This is a genomic window from Conexibacter woesei DSM 14684 (genome assembly GCF_000025265.1).
Taxonomy (GTDB): domain Bacteria; phylum Actinomycetota; class Thermoleophilia; order Solirubrobacterales; family Solirubrobacteraceae; genus Conexibacter; species Conexibacter woesei.
In genome coordinates, this window is record NC_013739.1 from 174,426 (window position 1) to 195,344 (window position 20,919).

The following is a 20,919-nucleotide window of genomic DNA, read 5'->3' on the forward strand; positions in this document are numbered from 1 at the left end:
GCGTGGACGCTCTGCTCCTGCACGGCGGCACGGTCGTCGACCCGGAGGCCCGCGGCGAGACGCGCCGCCGCGCCGACGTGCTCGTCGTCGACGGGCGCATCGCCGCCGTCGAGGAGGCGCCGATCTGCCCGGACGGCGTCGAGACGGTCGACGTCTCCGGCCTGCTCGTGACGCCCGGTCTCGTCGACCTGCACGCGCACGTCTTCGTCGGGCAGGACCTCGGCGTCGACCCCGACGTCGTCGGCCCCGCCTCCGGCACGACGACGTTCGTCGACACCGGCAGCGCCGGCGGCCACCTGTTCGGCGCGTTCCGGCGCGGCACGATCGACCGCGCGACGGCGCGCGTGCGCGCGTTCCTCAACATCTCCTCGATCGGCGCGACGTCGATCCTGCTCGCGGGCGAGCTGGAGAACCTCGCCTACTGCGACGAGGAGGTCGCGGCGATCTGCGCGACGGAGCACGCCGACCTCGTGATCGGGATCAAGGTGCGCGCGTCGGGCAACGTCGTCGGGGCCAGCGGCGCGGAGCCGATGCTGCGCGCGCGCCGCGTCGCCGACCGGCTCGGCCTGCCGCTGATGATCCACCTCGGCCCGGCGCCGCCCGGGAGCGACGAGATCATGGCCCAGCTGCACGCGGGCGACGTGCTGACGCACTGCTTCACCGGCTTCGAGGACAACCGCCTCTTCCTCGACGGCCGCGTGCGCGAGTCGGTTCTCGCCGCGCGCGAGCGCGGCGTCGTCTTCGACGTGGCGCACGGGATGTCGGCGTTCGACGCGGAGGTCGCGACCGAGATGCTCGCCGCCGGCTTCCTGCCCGACACGATCAGCAGCGACGTGCACGCCTACTCGCTCGACGCGATCGGCGACCTGCCGGCGGTGATGTCGAAGTTCCTCGCGCTCGGGATGGACGTCGACGACGTGATCGCCCGCACGACGCTGAAGCCGGCGCAGCACGCGGGGCTCGCCGCTGACGGCGTCGGTACGCTCCGCATCGGGGCACCCGCCGACGTCGCCGCGTTCGAGCTGGTCGAAGGTCCGATCGCGTACGCGGACACCCGCGGGGGGACGTTCTCGGGAAGCCGCCGGCTGCGAGCGGCGCTGACCGTGCGCGCCGGAGCCATCGTCCACGACGCTCGGAAGGAACGCCAGCCATGAAGAACGGGGGAACGGCTGAGGAGGCCGCCTTCACGACCGTCAAGTCCGCGGACCGCGTGCTGGTCGTGCTGGAGCTGCTGGCGGGGCGTGAGCCGATGCGGCTGATGGACATCGCGGACGAGCTGGAGATGCCGCGCTCGTCCACCTCCAACCTGCTGCGGACGATGGCCCGCCGTCGCTTCGTCGAGTACGACGAGGGCGACAAGCGCTACCGGATCGGCTCGCGGATGCGGGAGCTGGCGCGCGCCAGCGAGCGCGAGGGCGACCTCGTCTCGCTTGCGCAGCCGCTGATGGACCGGCTCGTCGAGCAGACCGGCGAGACGGTGCAGCTCGCACAGCTGGAGGCGATGGAGGTCGTGTACCTCGCGATCAGCGAGTCGCCGCACCCGATGAAGCTCGTCTCCGAGGTCGGCAAGCGGCTGTTCGCGCACGGCACCGGCGTCGGCAAGACGCTGCTCGCGCAGCTCGACCTCGCCGACGCGGAGCAGCGGCTGCGCTCGGTCGAGCTGCCCCGCTTCACGCCCGCGACGATCATCGACGTCGACGACCTGCTCGACGGCCTGCGCGAGATCGGCGAGCGCGGCTACGGGACCGACGATGAGGAGTACGTGCTCGGCTGTCGTTGCATCGCGATGCCGGTGCACGGCCCGCGCGGCGACACGATCGCCGCGATGTCGGTCTCGATACCGACGCCGCGCTACGACGACGAGGTCGGCGAGCGGGCGCTGGAGGCGCTGCGCAGCGCGACCGCCGAGCTGTCGCGCCAGCTCGGGTGGGTCGAGACGGCGTCCGGCGCTGCGGTCGGCGCGGTCGGCACGTCCGGCGCGGGGGAGCCCGCGTGACGCTTGACGCGGTCGACACGCCGGCGCTGGTCGTCGACCGCGACGTGCTGCGCGCGAACGTCGAGGCGATGGCCGCGCTCGCGCGCGACGCCGGCGTCGCGCTGCGACCGCACGCCAAGACGCACAAGCTGCCGCAGGTCGCGCGGATGCAGCTCGACGCCGGCGCCGCCGGCCTGACGGTCGCCAAGCTCGGCGAGGCCGAGGTCTTCGCGGACGCCGGCGTGACCGATCTGCTGATCGCCTATCCGCTCGTCGGCGAGCTGAAGCTCGCGCGCCTCGTCGCGCTGGCGCGGCGGCTCGCCTCGGAGCCCGGCGGCTGCATCGCGGTCGCGGTCGACGCTGTGGAGACCGCGACGGGGATCTCGGATGCGGTCGCCGCAGCCGGCGTCGAGGTCGGCGTGCGCGTGGAGGTCGACACCGGCATGCACCGGCTCGGCCTCGAACCGGCGTCCGCGGCGCTGGTCGAGCTGGCGCGAGCGGTCGCGGCGCTGCCCGGCCTGCGCTTCGAGGGCGTGATGACGCACGAGGGGCAGGCCTACCAGGCCGCCTCGGAGGCGGAGCTGGAGCGCGCCGCCGCCGACGCCTGCGAGGCGATGGTCGCGAGCGCCGCGGCGATCCGCGCGGCCGGCGTCGACTGCCCCGTCGTCTCGATGGGGTCGACCGCGACCGCACGCTTCGCCGCCGGCCATCCCGGCGTCACCGAGATCCGCCCCGGCACCTACGTCTTCAACGACCGCAGCCAGGTCGCGCACGGCAGCGCGACGGCCGGAGATCTCGCCGCGACCGTGCTGGCGACGGTCGTCAGCCGCCCCTCGGCTGGCGTCGCGTGCGTCGACGCGGGCGCGAAGGCGCTGACGTCGGACCGCATGATCGTGCCCGGCGCCGACGGCGACTTCGGCGCCGTCGCCCCGAGCGGCTGGCCGGTCGCGCGCGCGAGCGAGGAGCACGGCCTCGTCGCGCTGCCGGCCGGCGCCGACGTCGCCGTCGGGACGCGCGTCGCGATCGCGCCGAACCACATCTGCCCCGTCGTGAACCTGTTCGACGCCGTCACCGTCGTCGAGCGGGGCCACGTCGTCGACCGTTGGCCCGTGGCTGCCCGCGGGCGCATGACATGACCTTGTGCACTGACTGGAGGACCCGATGGCCGCGATCAGGCTGACCGACGTTTGCAAGGAGTACGACGGCAGCGGTGCGCTCGCGGTCGACGGCGTCGACCTGGAGATCGCCGACGGCGAGTTCATGGTGCTCGTCGGCCCGTCCGGCTGCGGCAAGTCGACGCTGCTGCGGATGATCGCGGGGCTGGAGGACGTCACCTTCGGCACGATCGAGATCGGCGAGCGCGACGTGACCGACGAGGAGCCGCGCGACCGCGACGTCGCGATGGTGTTCCAGAACTACGCGCTCTACCCGCACCTGTCGGTGCGCGAGAACATCGGCTTCGGGCTGAAGCTGCGCAAGATGGCGAAGGCGGAGATGAACGAGCGGGTCGAGCGCGTCGCGCGCTCGCTCGGGCTGACGGAGTACCTCGACCGCAAGCCGGCGCAGCTCTCCGGCGGTCAGCGCCAGCGCGTCGCGATGGGCCGCGCGATGGTGCGTCAGCCGGCCGCGTACCTGATGGACGAGCCGCTCTCCAACCTCGACGCGAAGCTGCGCGTCGCGATGCGGGCGGAGCTGGCACGGCTGCACGAGCAGCTGGGGGTCACGACCGTGTACGTGACGCACGACCAGGTCGAGGCGATGACGCTCGGCTCGCGCGTCGCGGTGCTGCGCGGCGGCGTGCTGCAGCAGTGCGACACACCCGAGACGCTGTTCGAGCGGCCCGCGAACGCGTTCGTCGCGGGCTTCATCGGCTCACCGGCGATGAACCTGCTGGAGGGGACGGTCGCCGGCGACGTCGTGCGCTTCGGCGCCGAGTCGCTGGCGCTCGCGCCGGAGGTCGGCGAGCGCGTCGGCGAGCGCGACGTGATCCTCGGCATCCGCCCGACCGACTTCCTGCTCGCGGGGCCCGACGTCGATCCGGCGCTGCCGCGGCTGCGCGTCGTGCCGGACGTCGTCGAGCGGCTCGGCTCGGAGATCCACATCATCTTCGGGATCGAGGCGACCCAGCTCGACCTCGACGGCCGCGGCGGCCTCACCGGCGAGCGCGACGCGCAGCTGCTCGGCGACACGCGCGCGCTGCTGACCGCGCGGTTGGAGGCCGGCGCCCCCGTCGCCGTCGGCCAGCCGGTCGAGCTGGCGGTCCGCCGCGAGCGGATCCACTTCTTCACCCGCGACGACGGCCTGCGGATCGAGACCGCCGACCCGGCGCTCACGACCGCCTGAGGCGCCGCGGCGCGGGCACGCGGCCGCGTTGCGGCGCGCCGCCACCGGGCGTCGGGCGCGGGACCTCAGCTCGCGAGCGGCGGCACGTCGTCCGGTGCGACGGCGTGCCCCGGTCCGACGAGGTCCTTCATGTCGCAGCTGACGAGCGTCCAGCCGCGCCGCCGCGAGACCGCCACGTAGGCCGCGTCGTACGCGGTCAACCCCAGCTCGTCGGCGATGCGGACGGTGTACGCCGCCGTCTCGCCGTCGATCCGCTCGAGGTCCGACGCGCATGAGACCTCGACCAGCTCGGCGAGACGCGTCGCGCGGGCGACGTCGCGCCAGCTGCGGACCGCCACGTTCGCGACCTCGAACACGGTCAGATCGAGCGCCGCCAGCTCGCGCGCGCCCGGCCCGTCCGCGATCAGCTCGCGTGCGGCGGCATGGTGTCTGTCATCACCGTCGACCGACGCGATCCAGACGCTTGCGTCGAGCAGCAGGACGCTCACGGGTTGTCGCGGTTGCGGTCCTCGCGCACGTATCTCGTGCCGTGGCCGCCGTAGTTGCCGGGGTTCGCCAACAGCTCGTCGACGCGTCTGCGCCGGGCGTCGGAGTTGGCCGCCAGCTCGTGCTCGGCCAGCTCCCGCAGCAGGCCGCTGCGGGTCGTTCTGCGCCGCTGGGCGTACGTGTCGAATCGCTCCAGCAGGTCGTCGGGGAGGCTGATCATCACTTTCGCCATGCGACGAGGATACACCGGTATTGCCCGCTGCTGCGCGGGTCAGGCGGGCGCTGCCGCCGGCTCGTCTCTGACGCCGGCGCGGCGGCGCCACTCCGCCTCGATCTCCTCCAGCGTCTTGCCGTTCGTCTCGGGCACGAGCCGCCACGTGAACAGCAGCGCGGCGATGCCGAAGGCAGCCAGCATCGCGAAGACGGGCGCGCCGCCCCACGAGGCGAGCAGGATCGGGAACAGCAGCGAGATGACGAAGTTCGCCCCCCATTGGATCGTGTTGCCGATCGAGATCGCCTGGCCGCGGATGAAGAGCGGGTAGATCTCCGACGCCATCACCCAGAAGCCCCAGCCCCAGCTGATCGCGAAGCAGGCGATGAAGCCGAACAGCGAGGCGACGGCGACGATCTGGCCGATCCCGTCGAAGTCGTCGATCGCGAAGACGATCGACAGCGCCGCCATCGTCAGCACCATGCCGGTCATGCCGACGATCAGGATCGTGCGGCGGCCGATTCTGTCGACGACGGTCAGCGCGAACAGCGTCGCGAGGAAGTTGAGCGCGCCGATCCCGACCGTCGTCAACGCGGCGGTCTCGGTGCCGAGCCCGGCCTCCTTCAGGATCGTCGGCGCGTAGTAGATGATCGTGTTGATGCCGGTGATCTGCTGGAAGATCCCGAGCCCGATCCCGACGGTCAGGATCGTCCGCGCGAGCGGGCTGGTGAGCGCCTGCGCGAGCGGCTGCTTCGCGCGTCTGGCGTCCTCGTCGACCGCGGCGACGATCTCCTGCAGCTCCTGCTCGGTCGCCGGGTCGTCGGGGTCGCGAACGTGCTGCATCACCTCGCGCGCGTCGTCCACGCGGCCGACCGCGACGAGCCAGCGCGGGCTGTTGGGCAGCAGCAGCATGCCGATGAACAGCGCCGTCGCGGGGACCGCCGCGAGCGCGAAGACGGCGCGCCACTCCTCCGAGCCCGCGAAGACGGCGTTGACGAGGTAGGCGAGCAGGATGCCGGCAGTGATCGCGAGCTGGAACATCGCCACCATCGACCCGCGTCTCGCGGTCGGCACGACCTCGGAGATGTAGAGCGGGACGACCGTCGAGGCGAACCCGACCGCGAGGCCGATGACCAGGCGCGCGCCGATCAGCACCTCGACGTTCGGCGCCGCCGCGGCGAGCGCGGCGCCGAAGATGAAGACGACGGCCGCCAGCAGGATGATCGCCCGCCGCGACATCCGCTGCGTCAGCGGACCGGTCGCGAGCGCGCCGAGCAGCGCGCCCGCCGTCACGGCGCTGACGACGAGCCCGATCCCCGACGAGGAGACGTCGAAGTCCTGCTCGATGAAGACCTGGGCGCCGGAGATCATGCCGGTGTCGTAGCCGAACAACGCCCCGCCCATCGCGGCGACGCCGGCCGTCACCCACACGTTCCGCCGGTAGTGGGACTCGTGCCCCGACCCCGACGCAGCCGCCTCCGCCATGCCCGTTCTCCTCCATCGGTGCCGCCCCCGCTGGGCGGCGTCGCGGGCGCGAGCGTACACGCGTGCGCGGCGGCGGCGGGTGTCGCGATGCGCAGCGACGCGCTACGGTCGAACGACGTGCAGATCGGGGACGGCAGCCGATGACCCTTCTGAGCGAGATCGCGGGGCGCTCGCTGCGTCTGCCGCGCGCGCAGACGCGGGACGTCGTCGTCGAGCGCGACCTGCCGGCGACGATGGACGACGGCGTCGTCCTGCTGGCAGATCGTTACATCGCGCGCGCGGAGCCCTCCGACGGCACCGATTCGCCCCCTCCGACGGTGTTGATCCGCACCCCGTACGGCCGGCGCGGCTTCTTCGGCTTCGTCTACGGGCGGCTGCTCGCCGAGCGCGGCTTCCAGACGGTCGTGCAGAGCGTGCGCGGGACGTTCGGCTCGGGCGGCGAGTTCACGCCGTTCGACGAGCGCGCCGATGGCCTCGCGACGCTGCGCTGGCTGAGAGACCAGCCGTGGTGCGAGGGGCCGGTCGGGATGATCGGCAGCAGCTACATGGGCCTCACGCAGTGGGCGGTCGCGAGCGCGGCGGACGGCTCGATCGGCGCGCTCGCGCCGTCGATCACCGCCTCGCAGTTCCACGGCCAGGCGTACGGCGGCGGCTCGATCTCGCTCGACACCGCGCTCTCCTGGATGCTGATCATCGCCGCGCAGGAGCGCCGGCTCGCGCCGCTGCGGCTGATCCTCGGGATGCGCCGCAGCCTCCCCCGCGCGTTCGATGCGCTCCCGTTGCAAGAGGTCGACGCGCTCGTCGCCGGGGAGCCCGTCCCGTTCTTCCGCGAGTGGTTCGACGTCACGGCACCGGACGACCCGTACTGGACCCAACGCGACTTCTCCGCCGACGTCGCCGGCGTCACCGCGCCGGTCCAGCTGATCGGCGGCTGGCAGGACATCTTCCTGCCGTGGCTGATCGAGGACTACGTCGCGCTGCGCAGAGCCGGCCGCACGACCCAGCTCGTCGTCGGTCCGTGGGCGCACACCTCTCCGGGCCTGCTCGCCGCCAGCACGCGCGAGGGGATCGCGTGGCTGCGGGCGCATCTGGCCGGCGACCGCCGCCTGCTCGACGAGGCCCCGGTGCGCGTCTGGGTCGGCGGTGAGAACGCCTGGCGCGCGCTGCCCGACTGGCCGCCGCCCGGCGTCCGCCCCTGGCGGCTGCACCTGCGCGGCGGCGGTCGGCTCGCCGAGGCGCCGCCGCCGGATCCCACGGCTGTCGCCGTCCAGCCCGGCGGCGCTGCCGACGCGGCCGCGAGCGACACCGCACCGGACCGCTTCCGCTACGACCCCAACGACCCGACGCCCGCGCTCGGCGGCCCTGTCCTGCTCGCGCGCGAGCCGGTGACGGACAACCGCCCGCTCGAAGCGCGCGCCGACGTCCTCACCTTCACGACGGCGCCGCTGGAGCACGACGTCGAGGCGCTCGGGCCGGTCGAGGCCGACCTGCACGTGCGCACGAGCAGCCCCTACGCCGACGTCTTCGTGCGCGTCTGCGACGTCGAGCCCGACGGGCGCTCGCTCAACGTCTGCGACGCGCTGATCCGCCTCACCGCCGACGCGCCGCCCGCGGCGGCCGACGGCAGCCGCCGCGTCAGCTTCCAGCTGTGGCCGACCGCGCACCGCTTCGGAGCCGGCCACCGCGTCCGCGTGCTCGTCGCGGGCGGCGCCCACCCGCGCTACGCGCGCAACGCCGGCACCGGCGAGCCGCCGCAGACCGCGACGAGGCTCGTCGCGGTCGACCACGAGCTGCTGCACGACGCCGCGCACCCGTCGGCGGTCGTGCTGAGCGTGCGCGGCGGCTGAGCGACGAAGCGCCCAGCCGCCGAGCACCGCACCTCAGCGGAAGTCCGGCTTCACGTGCGGGGCGACCGCGATCGCGGGACCGTCCTGCTGCCGGTCGGCCACCGCGCTCAGCGGCGCCGGCGCGGCCGGCTGCGGCTGGGCGAACGGGACCTCCTGTCTGCACGACGTCCCCTCCGCCGGCAGCGTGCCGTCGATCAGGTAGGCGTCGACCGCCGCGTCGATGCACGGCGAGTTGCCGCCGTAGGCGGTGTGGCCGTCGCCGCGCATCGTCAGCAGTCGCGCGTTGCCGAGCTGTCCGACGAGCCGTCTCGCCTCCTTGTACGGCGTCGCCGGGTCGTACGTCGTGCCGACGACGAGCGTCGGCGGCGCGCCGGCCGGGTTCACGAACGGGCCGCGGAAGACGCCGCGCGGCTCGACGGGGTAGAAGCCCCATGCCGCCTCGACGTAGCCGTGGTTCCACCAGGCGTGGTCGTAGCGCTGGTAGGAACGTCTGCCCTCGCGCAGGAACGTGCGCAGGTCGTGCGGATAGCGCTGCTCGAGCGCGCCGATCGTGAAGTAGCGGTCGGTGATCGGGTCGTACGTGCCGTCGCCGTTGTCGCCGTAGAAGATGTCGACGAGCTGGCGCAGTCTGCTGCCGTCGCCTCTCTCCAGCGCCGCGAGCGCGCGCGCCAGGAACGGCCACAGCTGCTTCGCGTAGACCGCCTGCACGACCGCCGCGTTGACGTCGTCGCCGTCGATCGCCGGCCGGTCACCGGCCGGGATCGGCGACGCGTACGCCTGCTCGATCAGCCGCTCCAGCGCATCCCACGGGTCGTCGCCGCCGAAGCCGGCGCAGGCGGCCTGATCGCGGGCGCAGGCTTGCAGGAAGCGTCCGACCGCGCGCTCGAAGCCGGCCGACTGCTCGTCGAGCGAGGCGAGCGGGTCGTTGACGTACTGGTCGGGGTCGAGCGCGCCGTCGAGCACGATCGCGCGCGTATTGCGCGGGAACATCGACTCGTACGTCGCCCCCAGGAACGTCCCGTAGGAGAAGCCGAGGTACGTCATCTTGTCGTCGCCGACGGCCGCGCGCAGCCCGTCGAGGTCGCGCGCGAAGTTCGCGGTCGAGACGTACGGCAGCACGTCGCGGTTCAGTCGCACGCACTGCGCGATGTAGTCGACGTCGCGCCCGACCATGGCACGCGGGTCGAGGATCTCGGGCCGCTCGAACGGCTGCGCGTAGACCCCCTGCGTCTCCTGGTTCGCTCTGCAGTCGATCGACGGTCTGCTGAGGCCGACGCCGCGCGGGTCGACGCCGACGATGTCGAAGCGCTCGTTGAGCGCCGCGAACGTCGCTCCTTCCTCGGTCGTGTCGGGCTCGGTCGCGATGCGGTCGGCGGCCGTGCCGCCGGGTCCGCCGAAGTTCACGAACAGCGAGCCGATGCGCGACTCCGGTCTCTTCGCCGGCAGTCTCGCGACGTACAGGTCGAGCGTGCCGCGCGAGCGATGGCCGTAGTCCTTCGGCACCGTCGCGGTCGCGCACTCGGCGCGCGGGTTGGCGCCCTCGATCGCGGAGCAGTCGCCCCATGCGAGCGCCGGCGGCCGGCCGGCGTCCCCGTTCTGCGCCTGCGCGCCCGGCACCAGCACGGCGAGCAGCGCGATCGTGGCGGCGCAGGCCGTCAGCCAGCGCGCCACCGAATGGCGTGAAGCCATGAGTCCTCCCTCCGGCGCGGGGGCGGGTGGGCGAGTCGGCCCACGCTCCGCGCGCCGTTCGTCGGTTCGCCGCCCGGTCCCGATGACCGGCCGGGCGACGCTGCGTGATGCGCCGCCTACCCGCTGTGCGCGCGCTCTCCCGGTGCGCGGTCAGCCGGGAGACATGTCGCCCACGCCTCAAGCGGGTCCGACTTCTGCCGAGCACCCGTGGAGATGAGCTCTCGTCCGAGCTTCAGCGCGCCATTCGGCGAACGACCCCGCGAGGGCAAGCGGGACGGACGCCTCGTGAGCCGCGGCCTCGTCGTCGACGCCGCTCCCCAGCAGCGCGCGCGGCAGGCGCTGCGCGCCGCCGAGCGGCTCAGCCGCGCCGTCGTCGACGGGCTGGAGGAGGGCGTCCTCGTGCTCGACGCGAACCTCCATCCGGTCAGCTGGAACGCGAGCGTGCTGCGGATCCTCGGCGTGACGCCGGAGCAGCTCGCCGACGTCGAGCAGCTCGCGCAGGCGCCCGCGACGATGTCGCTGCGCTACGACAGCGGCAAGCCCGTCACCCCGCGCGACAACCCCGCGCTGCGGTCGCTGAGGCACGGCGCGCCCGTGCGGGCGACGCTCCACCGCGAGACGGAGACCGGTCGCGAGCGCTGGATAACGATCCTCGCGCGCCCGATCGGCGGCGCGCACGGCACCAGCCGCAGAGGCGTCGTCTGCACGTTCGCCGACGTGACCAGCAGCGTCGAGGCGGCACGGCGGCTGCGCGAGGAGCGCGACCGCGCCCAGCATTACCTCGAGGTCGCCTCCACGCTCGTCGTCGTGCTCGACGCCGGCGGCCGCGTCGAGCTGGTCAACCGCCAGGGCTGCGAGCTGCTCGGCTACGCCGAGCACGAGCTGGTCGGCCGCGACTGGAACGAGACCGTCGTGCCGCCCGGCGACCGCCGCGACGCGCGCGCCGTCTTCGCGCAGCTGCTCGCCGGCGAGCAGCTGCCGGCCGAGCGGGGGGAGACGTTCCTGCTGACGAAGGCCGGCGAGGAGCGCAAGATCGCATGGCGCAACGCGGTCGTGCGCGACGCGACCGGCACCGTCGCCTCGGTGCTCTGCTCGGGCGAGGACGTGACCGAGCGGCGCCGCGCGGAGGCGCAGCTCGCCTACCTCGCCCACCACGACCGCCTCACCGGCCTGCCGAACCGCGCGCCGCTGGAGGAGCAGCTGCAGCGCGACCTCGCGCGCGCCCGCCGCACCGGCGGCTCGGTCGCGCTCGTGCAGGTCGGCCTCGACAACTTCAAGCTCGTCAACGACTCGCTCGGGCACGCGGCCGGCGACGCGGTCCTCAGCGAGACGGCGCAGCGCGTCGCGCAGCTCACGCGCGCGGGCGACGTGATCGCCCGTCAGGGCGGCGACGAGTTCATGCTGCTGCTCGACTGCGGCGCGGAGGAGGCGCAGGTCGTCGCGCAGCTCGCCGGCGACCGCGTGATGGCGGCGCTGGAGCAGCCGTTCGCCGTCGCCGGGGCGGAGTTCCACATCGGCGCCTCGATCGGGATCGCGCTCTTCCCCGGCAACGCCAACAACGCCGAGAGCCTCTTCAAGCACGCCGACATGGCGATGCACCAGGCCAAGCGCAGCGGCGGCGGCGCCGTCGTCTTCTACGAGCGCGGTGCCGCCGAGGCGCGCGAGCGGCTGTCGCTCACGAGCCGCCTGCGCCGCGCGATCGACGGCGACGAGCTGCGCCTCCACTTCCAGCCGATCTACCGCGTCGAGGACGGCGTGCTGGTCGCGGTCGAGGCGCTCGTGCGCTGGGAGGACCCCGAGCACGGGCTCGTGCCGCCGGCCGGCTTCATCCCGGTCGCGGAGGAGACGGGCCTGATCGAGGGGATCGGCAGCTGGGTCGTCGAGGCGCTCTGCCGGCAGGCGTCGCGCTGGGCGCGCGAGGGCTTCCGCCCGCGGCTCTGCTTCAACCTCTCGCCGCGCCAGCTGCGCCAGCCCGACCTCGTCGACTCGATCGCGCGGACGATCGCCCGCCACGAGCTGCCGCCCGGCCAGTTCTGCGCCGAGCTGACCGAGACCGCCGTGCTGAGCGACGAGCGCCGCCACAGCTCGCTGCTCGACGAGCTGCACGAGGCCGGTCTCGCGATCGCGATCGACGACTTCGGCAGCGGCCATTCGTCGCTCGCTCGCCTGCGCGACCTGCCGGTGCAGGTGCTGAAGGTCGACCGCTCGTTCCTCAGACGCGTGCCGGAGGACCCGGGCTCGACCGCGATCGTCGCCGCCGTCCTGGAGCTCGGCACCGCGCTCGGGATGACGACCGTCGTCGAGGGCGTCGAGGACGACGCGCAGCTGGCGCTGCTGCGGCGTCACGGCGCCCCGCTCGCCCAGGGCTTCCTGCTCGGCCGGCCCGTCCCCGCCGACCAGCTCGACCGCTCGCCGGCGCCGGCGGCACGCGCATGACCGAGTCGCTCGTCCTCGCCGCGCGCTCGCTCGGCGAGGTCACGATCGACCTCGACGCGCTCTGGCTCGTCGTCGCCGCGGTGCTCGTGATGTTCATGCAGGCCGGCTTCGCGTGCGTCGAGATCGGCTTCTCGCGCGGTCGCAACGCCGGCGCGGTCGTCGCGAAGGTGCTGTTCAACTTCTCGCTCGTGACGCTCGTCTGGTGGGCGTGCGGCTTCGCGCTCGCGTTCGGCGGCGGCGCGTGGCTGCTGGGCGACTCCGGCTTCTTCCTGCACGTCGGCGAGACGATCTCCGCCGGCAGCCCGATAGCCGGCACGGTCACGTCCGCGGACACCGGCTACGTCTTCTTCCAGCTGGCGTTCTGCGCCGTCTCGTTCGCGATCGTGTGGGGGACGACGCTGGAGCGGATCCGCTTCGTCGCCTACCCGATCTACGGCGTCGTCTTCGCGGCGCTGATCTACCCGCTCGTCGCCCACTCGATCTTCGGCGGCGGCCTGCTCGGCGACGTCGGCGACGGGATGCAGGACTTCGCCGGCTCGACCGTCGTCCACCTGACCGGTGCGACCGGCGGCCTCGCGGCGCTGCTGCTGCTCGGCCCGCGCAGGGGCAAGTACGGGCCGGACGGCTCGCCGCGCGCGATCCCTGGCCATTCGATGCCGATGTTCGGCGTCGGCGTGCTGATCCTGTGGCTCGGCTGGTTCGGCTTCAACGCCGGCTCGACGCTGACGACTGCCGGCGCGCGCTTCGCCGAGGTCGCGCTCGTCACCAACCTCGCCGCAGCGGCCGGCGTGATCGGCGCGACGCTGACGGTGTGGCTGCTGACGCGCCGGCTCGACGTCGGCATGATCGGCAACGGCGCGATCGGCGCGCTCGTCGCGATCACGGCGCCGAGCGGCTACATCGAGCTGTGGGCGGCGCCGCTGATCGGCGCGGTCGCCGGCGCGCTCGTCGTCGTCTCGGTGCTGGCGATCGACCGCAAGCTCGACGATCCCGTCGGCGCGCTCTCCGCGCACGGCGTCGCCGGCGTCTGGGGGACGCTCTCGTGCGGCCTGTTCGCGGCGCCGCGGCTGGTCGACGCGCCCGGCGTGCCGGGCGAGGCCGGGCTCGTCTACAGCGGCTCGTTCGAGCAGCTGGGAGTCCAGGCGCTCGGCGTGCTGGTCGCGTTCCTGCTCGTCTTCACGCTCTCCTACCTGACGTTCGCGGCGATCAAGGCGCTGTTCGGCCTGCGCGTGACGGACGAGGAGGAGCAGGAAGGGCTCGACATCGTCGAGCACGGCATGTACGGCTACCCGGAGCAGTTCATCGTCGCGGGCGACGGTTTCGGGGAGGGCTTCGACTCGCTGCCGGAGCGATAGGCGACCGCGGGCCGGGCACGATCCGTGCCGCGACCGCGACTGCTCCGGATTCAGCTGCATCGCAACACGCCGGAAGCTGGCAATATACCGCGCCATGACGGTGCTGCGGGTACGGATCGACGGGCAGCCACGGGCCGTTGAGGACGCGGTGATCCCGGTCACCGACGAGGGTCTGCTGCGCGGCGACGGTGTCTTCGAGGTCCTGCGCCTCTACGCGGGTCGCGTCTTCGCGCTCGACCAGCACCTGGAGCGGATGGAGCGCTCCGCCGACGGCCTGCGCCTCCCGTTCGACGCCGCGGCCGCGCGCGAGGACGTCGAGGTGCTCGAGGCGACGGCGGACGGCGCCGACGCGATCGTGCGGCTGGTGAGCACGCGCGGCGGGCGGCGGATCGCGTTGCTGGAGACGGTCCCGCCGATGCCGGCGACGGTTCGGCTCGCGACCGTGACGTTCTCGCCATCCGGCCCGCTCGACGGCTGCAAGACGCTCAGCTACGCGGCCAACGCGCTGGCGACCCGGCTCGCGATCGAGGACGGCGCCGACCAGGCGCTCTTCGTGCGGCCGGACGGCGACGTGCTCGAGGGTCCGAACTTCGCGGTCTTCCTCGGCTTCGCCGCCGACGCGCCGCTCGTGACGCCGCCGTTGAGCGCCGGCATCCTCGACTCGATCACGCGCCGCCGGCTGATCGGCTTGGTCCCGGTCGTCGAGCGGCCCGTGCACGCCGCCGAGCTGCGGCACGTCGAGGAGGCGTTCGTCGCCTCGACGCTGCGCGAGGTGCTGCCCGTGCGCGCGATCGACGGGCGCGCGATCGGTCGCGTGCCGGGGCCACGGACGAGCGACGCCGAGCGGGCGTTCTCGGCACATGTCGCGCAGCAGACCGCGACGTTCGCGGCGACGACGGTCGGCGAAGGTCGAGCTCCCGCCTAGCAGCGCGCCGTGCCCGCACGTGGCGGCGCCTCCGCGCCGTCGCAATTGAACCTGGAGAGACCACCACGATGCCTGACAAGACCCTGCTCATGCTCACGACGGGCGGAACCATCGCCGGCAACGTCGCCCGCGACGACGGCGACCCGGAGGAGCACATCGACAACGAGGCGCTCGCGACCGTGATCGAGCCGACCGCGGCGCGGCTCGAGGAGACCTGGGGGGTCAGGGTCCGGCTCGAGTCGCAGCGGATCGACGACGTCGACAGCTCGGACATCCTCCCGTCGCACTGGATCGCGCTCGTCGACGCGATCCAGGAGAAGTACGACGACTACGACGGGTTCATCGTCACCCACGGGACGAACACGATGGGCTACACGTGCGCGGCACTGTCGTTCGCGCTCAACAACCTCAACAAGCCCGTCGTCGTGACCGGCTCGCAGGTTCCCTTCGGGTGGCCGGGGTCGGACGCGCTGATGAACCTCGACAACGCGCTCCGCGTCGCGACGTATCCCTACGACGGCGGCATCCGCGGCGTCGTCTGCGTGTTCGGGAGCCACATCATCACCGGCACACGCGCGAAGAAGGCGACCGAGTTCGACCTCGACGCGTTCACGTCGTTCTCCGCCGCCGGCCTCGGCCGCATCGGGCGCATCATCTACATGAACGACGAGCACCTCAAGCGACACCACGCGTACCTCGCCCGCGGCGGCACGCAGCCGGCGCTGCTGGCGCGCGACCTCGCGGTCAGCAACGGCTTCGACACGCGGATCCTCTCGTTCACCGAGTTCCCCGGCATGCTGCCGGACCTCTTCCAGGCGGCGCTGGAGGGGCTCGTCGAGCGCGACGAGCCGCTGATCCGCGGCGTCGTCTTCCGCGCCTTCGGCGCCGGCGACGTCAGCACCCACCTGCATCCGTGCTTCGAGTACCTCAAGTCGAAGGAGGTGCCGGTCGTCGTCACGACGCAGGCGCCGAACGGGAACAGCAACTTCCGCGTCAACGATCCCGGCAAGGAGCTGGCGACGCGCGAGCTCGCCATCCCCGCGCACGACATGAGCATCGAGGCGATCACGACCAAGCTCGCGTGGCTGCTTGCCCGCGGCACGAGCTACGCGAAGATGCCGGCCGCCATGCACGAGGACCTGCACGGCGAGATCTCCGTCTTCCCCGATCGTCGTTGATCGACGATGCCGGAGATCTTCTTCAGCTACGCCCACCTCGACAACGAGCTGTCGGAGGACAACACGCATCAGTTCACCGATGCGGTGGACCACTTCCGGCGCGTCTACACCGAGATCCGCAAGAACCGCGCCCGGCCGCTCGCCGAGGACGAGCTGTTCTTCGATCAGCACTCGATCCGCGACGGCGACCTGATCACCAAGAGCACGACCGACGCCGCCAAGGAATGCCTCGTCATGCTCGCGTTCTTCTCGCCGAACTACTTCGGCAGCGAGGGCTGCCGCGCGGAGTGGCGCGCGTTCAACGACGAGCAGAAGCGAGGCTCGGCAGAGCGGGCGCGCAAGCTGCTGATCCCGATCGAGGTGCGGCCGGTCGACGACGTCCAGCTCGCCGACGAGGAGGGCCGCGAGTGGTTCACGGCGCTGACGACGGCGGACGGGCTGCGCCGCAACATCACGAGCGAGATCCTGCTGGCGAAGGACACCGGCCCGCTCTACGCCGCGGTCGAGCAGCTCGACAAGACGATGGACGACCACGTCACGAGAGTGCGCGGCAGCTCGCGTGGGACCGAGCAGACGCTCGGGAACGTGCTCGTCGTCAAGACGCCGATCAGACGCAACTCGCTGAACGATCCGGCGATCGCGGAGGACCTGACCGACGCGCCGGGGATGAAGTGGGATCGGCTCGACCCGGTCTGCGTCGTGTACGCCGGCGGCACGGTCGGGATGGTCCACCAGCAGGACTCCGACGAGCTGCACGCCGACTACGAGATGGCGGCGGGCGTCGACACGATCGTCCGCTACCTGCGGCCGAAGATCGCGCCGCTGCCGTTCAACATACATTTCTTCTCGCTGCTCCAGACGATCGACTCGTCGAACGTCACCGCCGCGAACTGGGTCGACCTCGCGACCCTGCTGCAGGAGCAGATGAGCAACTACCAGGGCTTCGTGATCCTGCACGGGACCAACACGCTCGCGTACACGGCGAGCGCGCTCTCGTTCCTGCTGAGCGACAGCATCACCCAGCCCGTGATCCTGACCGGGGCGGAGGTGCCGCTCTCGGTCAGCAACACCGACGCGGTCCACAACGTCGAGCACGCGATCCGCACCGCCGCGCATCAGGCGTACAACGGGCCCGTCCGCATCCCCGAGGTCTGCGTCTACTGGAACAACCAGCTGTTCCGCGGGAACCGCGTGACGAAGAAGTACGCGTCCGACCGCACGGCCAGCTTCCACACCCCGAACATGCCGGTCCCGCTGGGGACGCTCGCGAACGACAGGCTCGCGATCGACTACGAGCACGTGCGGCGCACGCCGCCGGACGCGGCGGTCCATCGGCAGCCGCAGCCGATCCACGACATCGCCAAGCCGCGCGTCGAGGTCATGTTCATCCACCCGGACATGGACTTCAGCGACCTCGAGGCGCGCTTCCCGCCGGAGATGATCGACGGGCTGATCCTGCTCTCCTACGGCCCGGGCAACGCGCCGGAGGACCGCGACTTCCTCAGCATGCTCGATCGGCTGCTGAGCGCCGGGACGATCGTCGTCAACATCACGCAGTGCCCCTACGGCCGCGTCGAGTTGAAGCTGTTCGAGACCGCGGCGACGCTCTTCGACCTCGGCGTGGTCGACGGCTACGACATGACGTTGGAGGCGGCGTACACCAAGCTGCTGTGGGCGATCGCACGCCACGGAAACCGCAAGCAGCCGGGCGTGCGGGAGGAGATCCGCAAGAAGTTCCAGCGCTGCGTCGCGGGCGAGATGAGCGCGAGCGTCTACACCGTCTCGTTCGGACCGTCGCAGACGTTCCATCCGCACGACGGCTACCTGGTGTCGGACATCCCGAAGTTCGACGGGGAGGTCGACCGGCACGACATCACCGAGGTCTTCCTGCGCCTGGAGAGCTTGAAGCTGCCCCGTGACGTGACGACCGCGAAGGTGCGCGTGCTGTTCGGCCGGCCGCCCGACACCGACGCGCCGGAATGGGCGGGCAACGTCCTCGCCGAGTTCACCAAGACGATCACGGCGGCCGAGCGCGCGGCCGGCGAGATCAGCAAGAACCTCGAGATCACGCATCCCTTTCGCAAGTGCTTCCGCAACGAAGGTTTCGACGTCTCGCTCTGCGTCGAGGGAATCGACGAGGTCGAGTTCACCTCTCTCAGCGTCGTGATCTACACCACCGCGGCATGGGGCCGGGGCAAGTGAGCGCCGTCGTTCCGGAGGAGGTCGCGCGCAACGTCGCGTTCCTGTCGGACAGCGGCGTCTGGCACGTCGTGTCGCGCAACCGGCCGGCGTTCAGCTGCGCCGACGCCGCGCGCAAGCGCAAGCGCCTCTCCCATCGCGGCCAGGAGGTCGGGATCCCGCTGTGCGACGAGCTGAAGACCGCCGTCTGCGTGGTCGAGCACGAGCACGGGCAGGAGTTCGTCGTCCTGCACTGCCGCGGACACCAGCTGCTCGACGACGACAAGCTCGCCGCCGTGCTCGGCGCCGCGGTCCGCCGGATGGAGCCGGACGAGCTGGAGCAGTCGTTCGACCTCGCCTACGGGCTCGTGACGCCGTTCGCGTTTGCCGAGCGCGACGACGTGCGGCAGGTCTTCGACCGCACCGTGATCGAGCCGTTCTTCCCCCCGTACACGATGATGACCAACCTCGGTCACCACGAGTACGGGGTCGAGTTCCAGCCGCGCGAGCTGGTCGGCGCGCTGCCGCGCTCGTCGGTCGAGGACATCGCCCGTGGCGAAGGGCAGCGGGTGCCCGTCGAGCACACGCTCGGCATCCTGACCGGGAACGGCCCGGAGTCGGGCCGGTTCCTCTGGAGCCGGATCGACGAGTGCATCCGCAACCACCCGGACGTGCCGTTCCGCGGTGACATCGGCCTGCCGCGCGTGGTCGTCGAGTCGGTGCCCGAGATGGGGCTCTCGATGGAGCTGGAGGAGCGGCTGTCGACCGTCCGCCCGGCCGTGCTCGACGGCGTGCGGCGGCTGTGCGAGCGCGGTGCGACCGTCGTCGGGATCGCGTGCAACACGACGCAGTACTTCGTCGACGACATCCGCGAGGTGTGCGAGGCGCACGGCGCGCAGTTCGTCTCGATCGTCGAGGCGACGGCGGCGGCGCTCGCCGACGAGGGCATCGAGCGGGTCGTCTTCCTCGGGATCGGCGCCGTCTCCGACTTCGACCGCTGGAGCGACTTCCGCCGCATCGCCGGCGAGTTCGCGTTCGATCGTCCGCCGGACGACCTGATCGACGAGATCGACGATCTCGCGTTCCTCGTCAAGCAGCGAGGGATCGTCAGCGTGACGATCAACCCGATGCGCGACATCGTCCGGCGGGCCGCCGCGAGCGAGGACACCGTGATCCTCGTCGCGCTGACGGAGCTGTCGCTCCTCGTCGCGTCGCAGCGACGCTCGCGGCGCCGGTTCGTCGACACGCTGCAGATCCTCGCCGAGGCGATGGCCGGCATCTACATCCAGGAGCGCATCCCGCTCGACGTCGGTCCCGAGGCGGCGCAGGAGGAGAGCGCGGCGGCACGAGTTCCGGACGCGGGCAGCGGCTGAGTCCCGGAGCCCGGCCAGGCCCCGTGACCACGGCTCGCTAGGGTGAGGCGTGATGGCCATCCAGGCACATGCCGGTCGTCGCGTGCGAATCCTGGGCGCCGGCGGGACGATAGCGATGCGCGGCACGTCCGCTACGCCGCAGCTCGGCGTCGCGGCGCTCGTCGCCGCGATCCCAGGGCTGCACGCGGGCGACGGGCTCGAGGCGTTCGACGTCGTCAACAAGCCCAGCCCCCACCTCACGCTCGCCGACCAGCTCGAGGTCTGCCGCCAGGCGCGCGACGCCGCCCGCCGCGGGATGGGCGTCGTCGTCACGCACGGCACCGACTCGCTGGAGGAGACGGCGATGCTCTGCGACGTGATCCACGACGCCGAGGCGCCGATCGTCTTCACGGGCGCGATCCGTCCCGCGACAGCGGCCGGCGCCGACGGCCCGGCGAACCTGCTCGACGCCGTCTCGGTCGCGGCGAGCGAGGAGGCGGCCGGGATGGGCGTGCTGGTGGTCTTCGGCGGCGAGATCCACCACGCCCGCTGCGCGCGCAAGACGGACACGACCTCGCTCGTCGCCTTCTCCTCGCCGCAGACCGGCCCGCTGGGCCGCGTCACCGAGGGCCATCCGACGATCTGGTCGCATCTCCCCCGCAACCCGCCGTTCGACCCGCCGGTGCTCGACAAGCGGGTGCTCGTCGTCCCGACCGGCGCCGGCGACGACGGCACGCTCGCGCGCGCGGCGCTCTCGACCGAGCCCGACGGCGTCGTGATCGGCACGCTCGGCGCCGGCCACCTCGCGCCGCCGCTGCTGGAGCTGTGGGCCGACGCCGCTGAGCGGATCCCGGTCGTCGCCTACTGCCGCCCCGAGCGCGGCGTCGTGCTGACCGGCACCTACGGCTACGCCGGCTCCGAGCAGGACCTGCGCGACACCGGGATCATCCCGGCCGGCTTCCTCTCCCCCCAGGCCGCCCGCATGAAGCTGCTCGCGTGCGTCGCGAGCGGGCTGTCGGTCGACGAGGTCCGCTGGGCGTTCAGCCAGGACGACGGCTGAGCGTCAGCCGGCGTCCGGCTCACCCTCGGCGAGGAACGTGTCCTCGTGCGAGTACGCGGGGGAGCAGGCGCAGACGAGCACGAGGTCGTCGTCGCCGGTGTTCCACAGCTTGTGGACCGCGCCGGGCGGGATCACGACGCAGTCGCCGGACTGCACGTCGCGCTCCGCGTCGCCGACGCGCAGCCGGCCGCGGCCGGCGGTGAAGAGGTACAGCTCCTCCGCCGCGCGGTGGTAGTGGGCGGTGGTCGCTCTGCCGGGCGGCAGCGTCGCCTCGGCGAGGCTCTGGTTCCTCGCCGGTGAGTAGCCCGGCCCGGCCCACTCGCGGATCGTCGAGCCGTCGCGCGTGACGTACGGCTCCAGCTCTGCGTGGCGGGCGAGGTGCATGCGCACACCGTAGAT

Annotated in this window: 17 protein-coding genes; 12 read left to right on the plus strand and 5 right to left on the minus strand. The window is 72.4% G+C overall.

Going from position 1 to position 20,919, the window contains the following annotated elements:
- The first annotated feature begins 2 nt into the window (after nucleotides 1-2).
- The 4 genes from CWOE_RS00885 to CWOE_RS00900 are packed head-to-tail and all read left to right on the plus strand — an operon-like array spanning nucleotide 3 to nucleotide 4,318.
- Nucleotides 3-1,154: an amidohydrolase/deacetylase family metallohydrolase gene (locus CWOE_RS00885; RefSeq protein ID WP_012931666.1), complete on the plus strand. Its 1,152-nt coding sequence runs from the start codon at nucleotides 3-5 to the stop codon at nucleotides 1,152-1,154.
- Nucleotides 1,151-1,996, plus strand: a complete 846-nt coding sequence (locus tag CWOE_RS00890) for an IclR family transcriptional regulator (RefSeq protein WP_012931667.1) — start codon at nucleotides 1,151-1,153, stop codon at nucleotides 1,994-1,996. Before CWOE_RS00885 ends, CWOE_RS00890 begins: the two co-directional genes overlap by 4 nt.
- Nucleotides 1,993-3,111: an alanine racemase gene (locus CWOE_RS00895; protein ID WP_012931668.1), complete on the plus strand. Its 1,119-nt coding sequence runs from the start codon at nucleotides 1,993-1,995 to the stop codon at nucleotides 3,109-3,111. The genes CWOE_RS00890 and CWOE_RS00895 overlap by 4 nt, the downstream gene beginning before the upstream one ends.
- 25 nt (nucleotides 3,112-3,136) lie before the next feature.
- Nucleotides 3,137-4,318 carry an ABC transporter ATP-binding protein gene (locus tag CWOE_RS00900; RefSeq protein ID WP_012931669.1) on the plus strand — a complete coding sequence of 394 codons (1,182 nt, stop codon included), beginning with the start codon at nucleotides 3,137-3,139 and terminating at the stop codon, nucleotides 4,316-4,318.
- A 65-nt stretch (nucleotides 4,319-4,383) separates the two neighbouring features.
- On the opposite strand, the gene CWOE_RS00905 is transcribed toward CWOE_RS00900, so the two are convergent.
- Genes CWOE_RS00905 through CWOE_RS00915 form a run of 3 tightly spaced genes read right to left on the minus strand, consistent with a single transcriptional unit; the run spans nucleotide 4,384 to nucleotide 6,500 of the window.
- Complete coding sequence (locus CWOE_RS00905) at nucleotides 4,384-4,806, minus strand: type II toxin-antitoxin system VapC family toxin (protein ID WP_012931670.1); 423 nt, start codon at nucleotides 4,804-4,806, stop codon at nucleotides 4,384-4,386.
- Nucleotides 4,803-5,036, minus strand: a complete 234-nt coding sequence (locus CWOE_RS33230) for a CopG family ribbon-helix-helix protein (protein ID WP_012931671.1) — start codon at nucleotides 5,034-5,036, stop codon at nucleotides 4,803-4,805. The genes CWOE_RS00905 and CWOE_RS33230 overlap by 4 nt, the downstream gene beginning before the upstream one ends.
- A 39-nt stretch (nucleotides 5,037-5,075) precedes the next feature.
- Nucleotides 5,076-6,500 carry a sugar porter family MFS transporter gene (locus tag CWOE_RS00915; RefSeq protein WP_012931672.1) on the minus strand — a complete coding sequence of 475 codons (1,425 nt, stop codon included), beginning with the start codon at nucleotides 6,498-6,500 and terminating at the stop codon, nucleotides 5,076-5,078.
- Nucleotides 6,501-6,640: 140 nt separating this feature from the next.
- On the opposite strand from CWOE_RS00915, the gene CWOE_RS00920 reads away from it, so the two are divergent.
- Nucleotides 6,641-8,347 carry a CocE/NonD family hydrolase gene (locus CWOE_RS00920; protein ID WP_012931673.1) on the plus strand — a complete coding sequence of 569 codons (1,707 nt, stop codon included), beginning with the start codon at nucleotides 6,641-6,643 and terminating at the stop codon, nucleotides 8,345-8,347.
- A 33-nt stretch (nucleotides 8,348-8,380) separates the two neighbouring features.
- Here the strand turns inward: CWOE_RS00920 and CWOE_RS00925 are convergent, their stop codons facing one another.
- Entirely contained in the window at nucleotides 8,381-10,036 is a 1,656-nt protein-coding gene (locus CWOE_RS00925; protein ID WP_012931674.1) for an alpha/beta hydrolase, read from the minus strand.
- A gap of 285 nt (nucleotides 10,037-10,321) precedes the next feature.
- Here CWOE_RS00925 and CWOE_RS00930 point away from each other — a divergent pair, with 285 nt between their 5' ends.
- The 7 genes from CWOE_RS00930 to CWOE_RS00960 all read left to right on the plus strand — a co-directional run bounded on the left by CWOE_RS00930 (nucleotide 10,322) and on the right by CWOE_RS00960 (nucleotide 20,520).
- Entirely contained in the window at nucleotides 10,322-12,472 is a 2,151-nt protein-coding gene (locus CWOE_RS00930) for a putative bifunctional diguanylate cyclase/phosphodiesterase (protein WP_049793145.1), read from the plus strand.
- A complete protein-coding gene (locus tag CWOE_RS00935; RefSeq protein ID WP_012931676.1) occupies nucleotides 12,469-13,827 on the plus strand; it encodes an ammonium transporter in 1,359 nt (452 codons plus the stop codon). The genes CWOE_RS00930 and CWOE_RS00935 overlap by 4 nt, the downstream gene beginning before the upstream one ends.
- A 94-nt stretch (nucleotides 13,828-13,921) precedes the next feature.
- Nucleotides 13,922-14,752 (plus strand): aminotransferase class IV, encoded by an 831-nt coding sequence (locus CWOE_RS00940; protein WP_012931677.1) that lies wholly within the window; start codon nucleotides 13,922-13,924, stop codon nucleotides 14,750-14,752.
- A 68-nt stretch (nucleotides 14,753-14,820) separates the two neighbouring features.
- Nucleotides 14,821-15,930, plus strand: coding sequence for an asparaginase (locus tag CWOE_RS29975; protein WP_012931678.1), 1,110 nt, complete (start codon nucleotides 14,821-14,823; stop codon nucleotides 15,928-15,930).
- Between the two features lie 6 nt (nucleotides 15,931-15,936).
- The gene (locus CWOE_RS00950) at nucleotides 15,937-18,132 is read left to right on the plus strand and encodes an asparaginase domain-containing protein (RefSeq protein ID WP_012931679.1); all 2,196 of its coding nucleotides are present in this window, start codon (nucleotides 15,937-15,939) and stop codon (nucleotides 18,130-18,132) included.
- On the plus strand, nucleotides 18,129-19,481 hold the full coding sequence (locus CWOE_RS29980; RefSeq protein WP_049793147.1) for an aspartate/glutamate racemase family protein: 1,353 nt from the start codon (nucleotides 18,129-18,131) through the stop codon (nucleotides 19,479-19,481). The genes CWOE_RS00950 and CWOE_RS29980 overlap by 4 nt, the downstream gene beginning before the upstream one ends.
- A 52-nt stretch (nucleotides 19,482-19,533) precedes the next feature.
- Nucleotides 19,534-20,520, plus strand: coding sequence for an asparaginase (locus CWOE_RS00960; protein ID WP_012931681.1), 987 nt, complete (start codon nucleotides 19,534-19,536; stop codon nucleotides 20,518-20,520).
- Nucleotides 20,521-20,523: 3 nt separating this feature from the next.
- Here CWOE_RS00960 and CWOE_RS00965 read toward each other — a convergent pair whose 3' ends face one another.
- The gene (locus CWOE_RS00965; protein ID WP_012931682.1) at nucleotides 20,524-20,904 is read right to left on the minus strand and encodes a cupin domain-containing protein; all 381 of its coding nucleotides are present in this window, start codon (nucleotides 20,902-20,904) and stop codon (nucleotides 20,524-20,526) included.
- Between the last annotated feature and the right edge of the window lie 15 nt (nucleotides 20,905-20,919).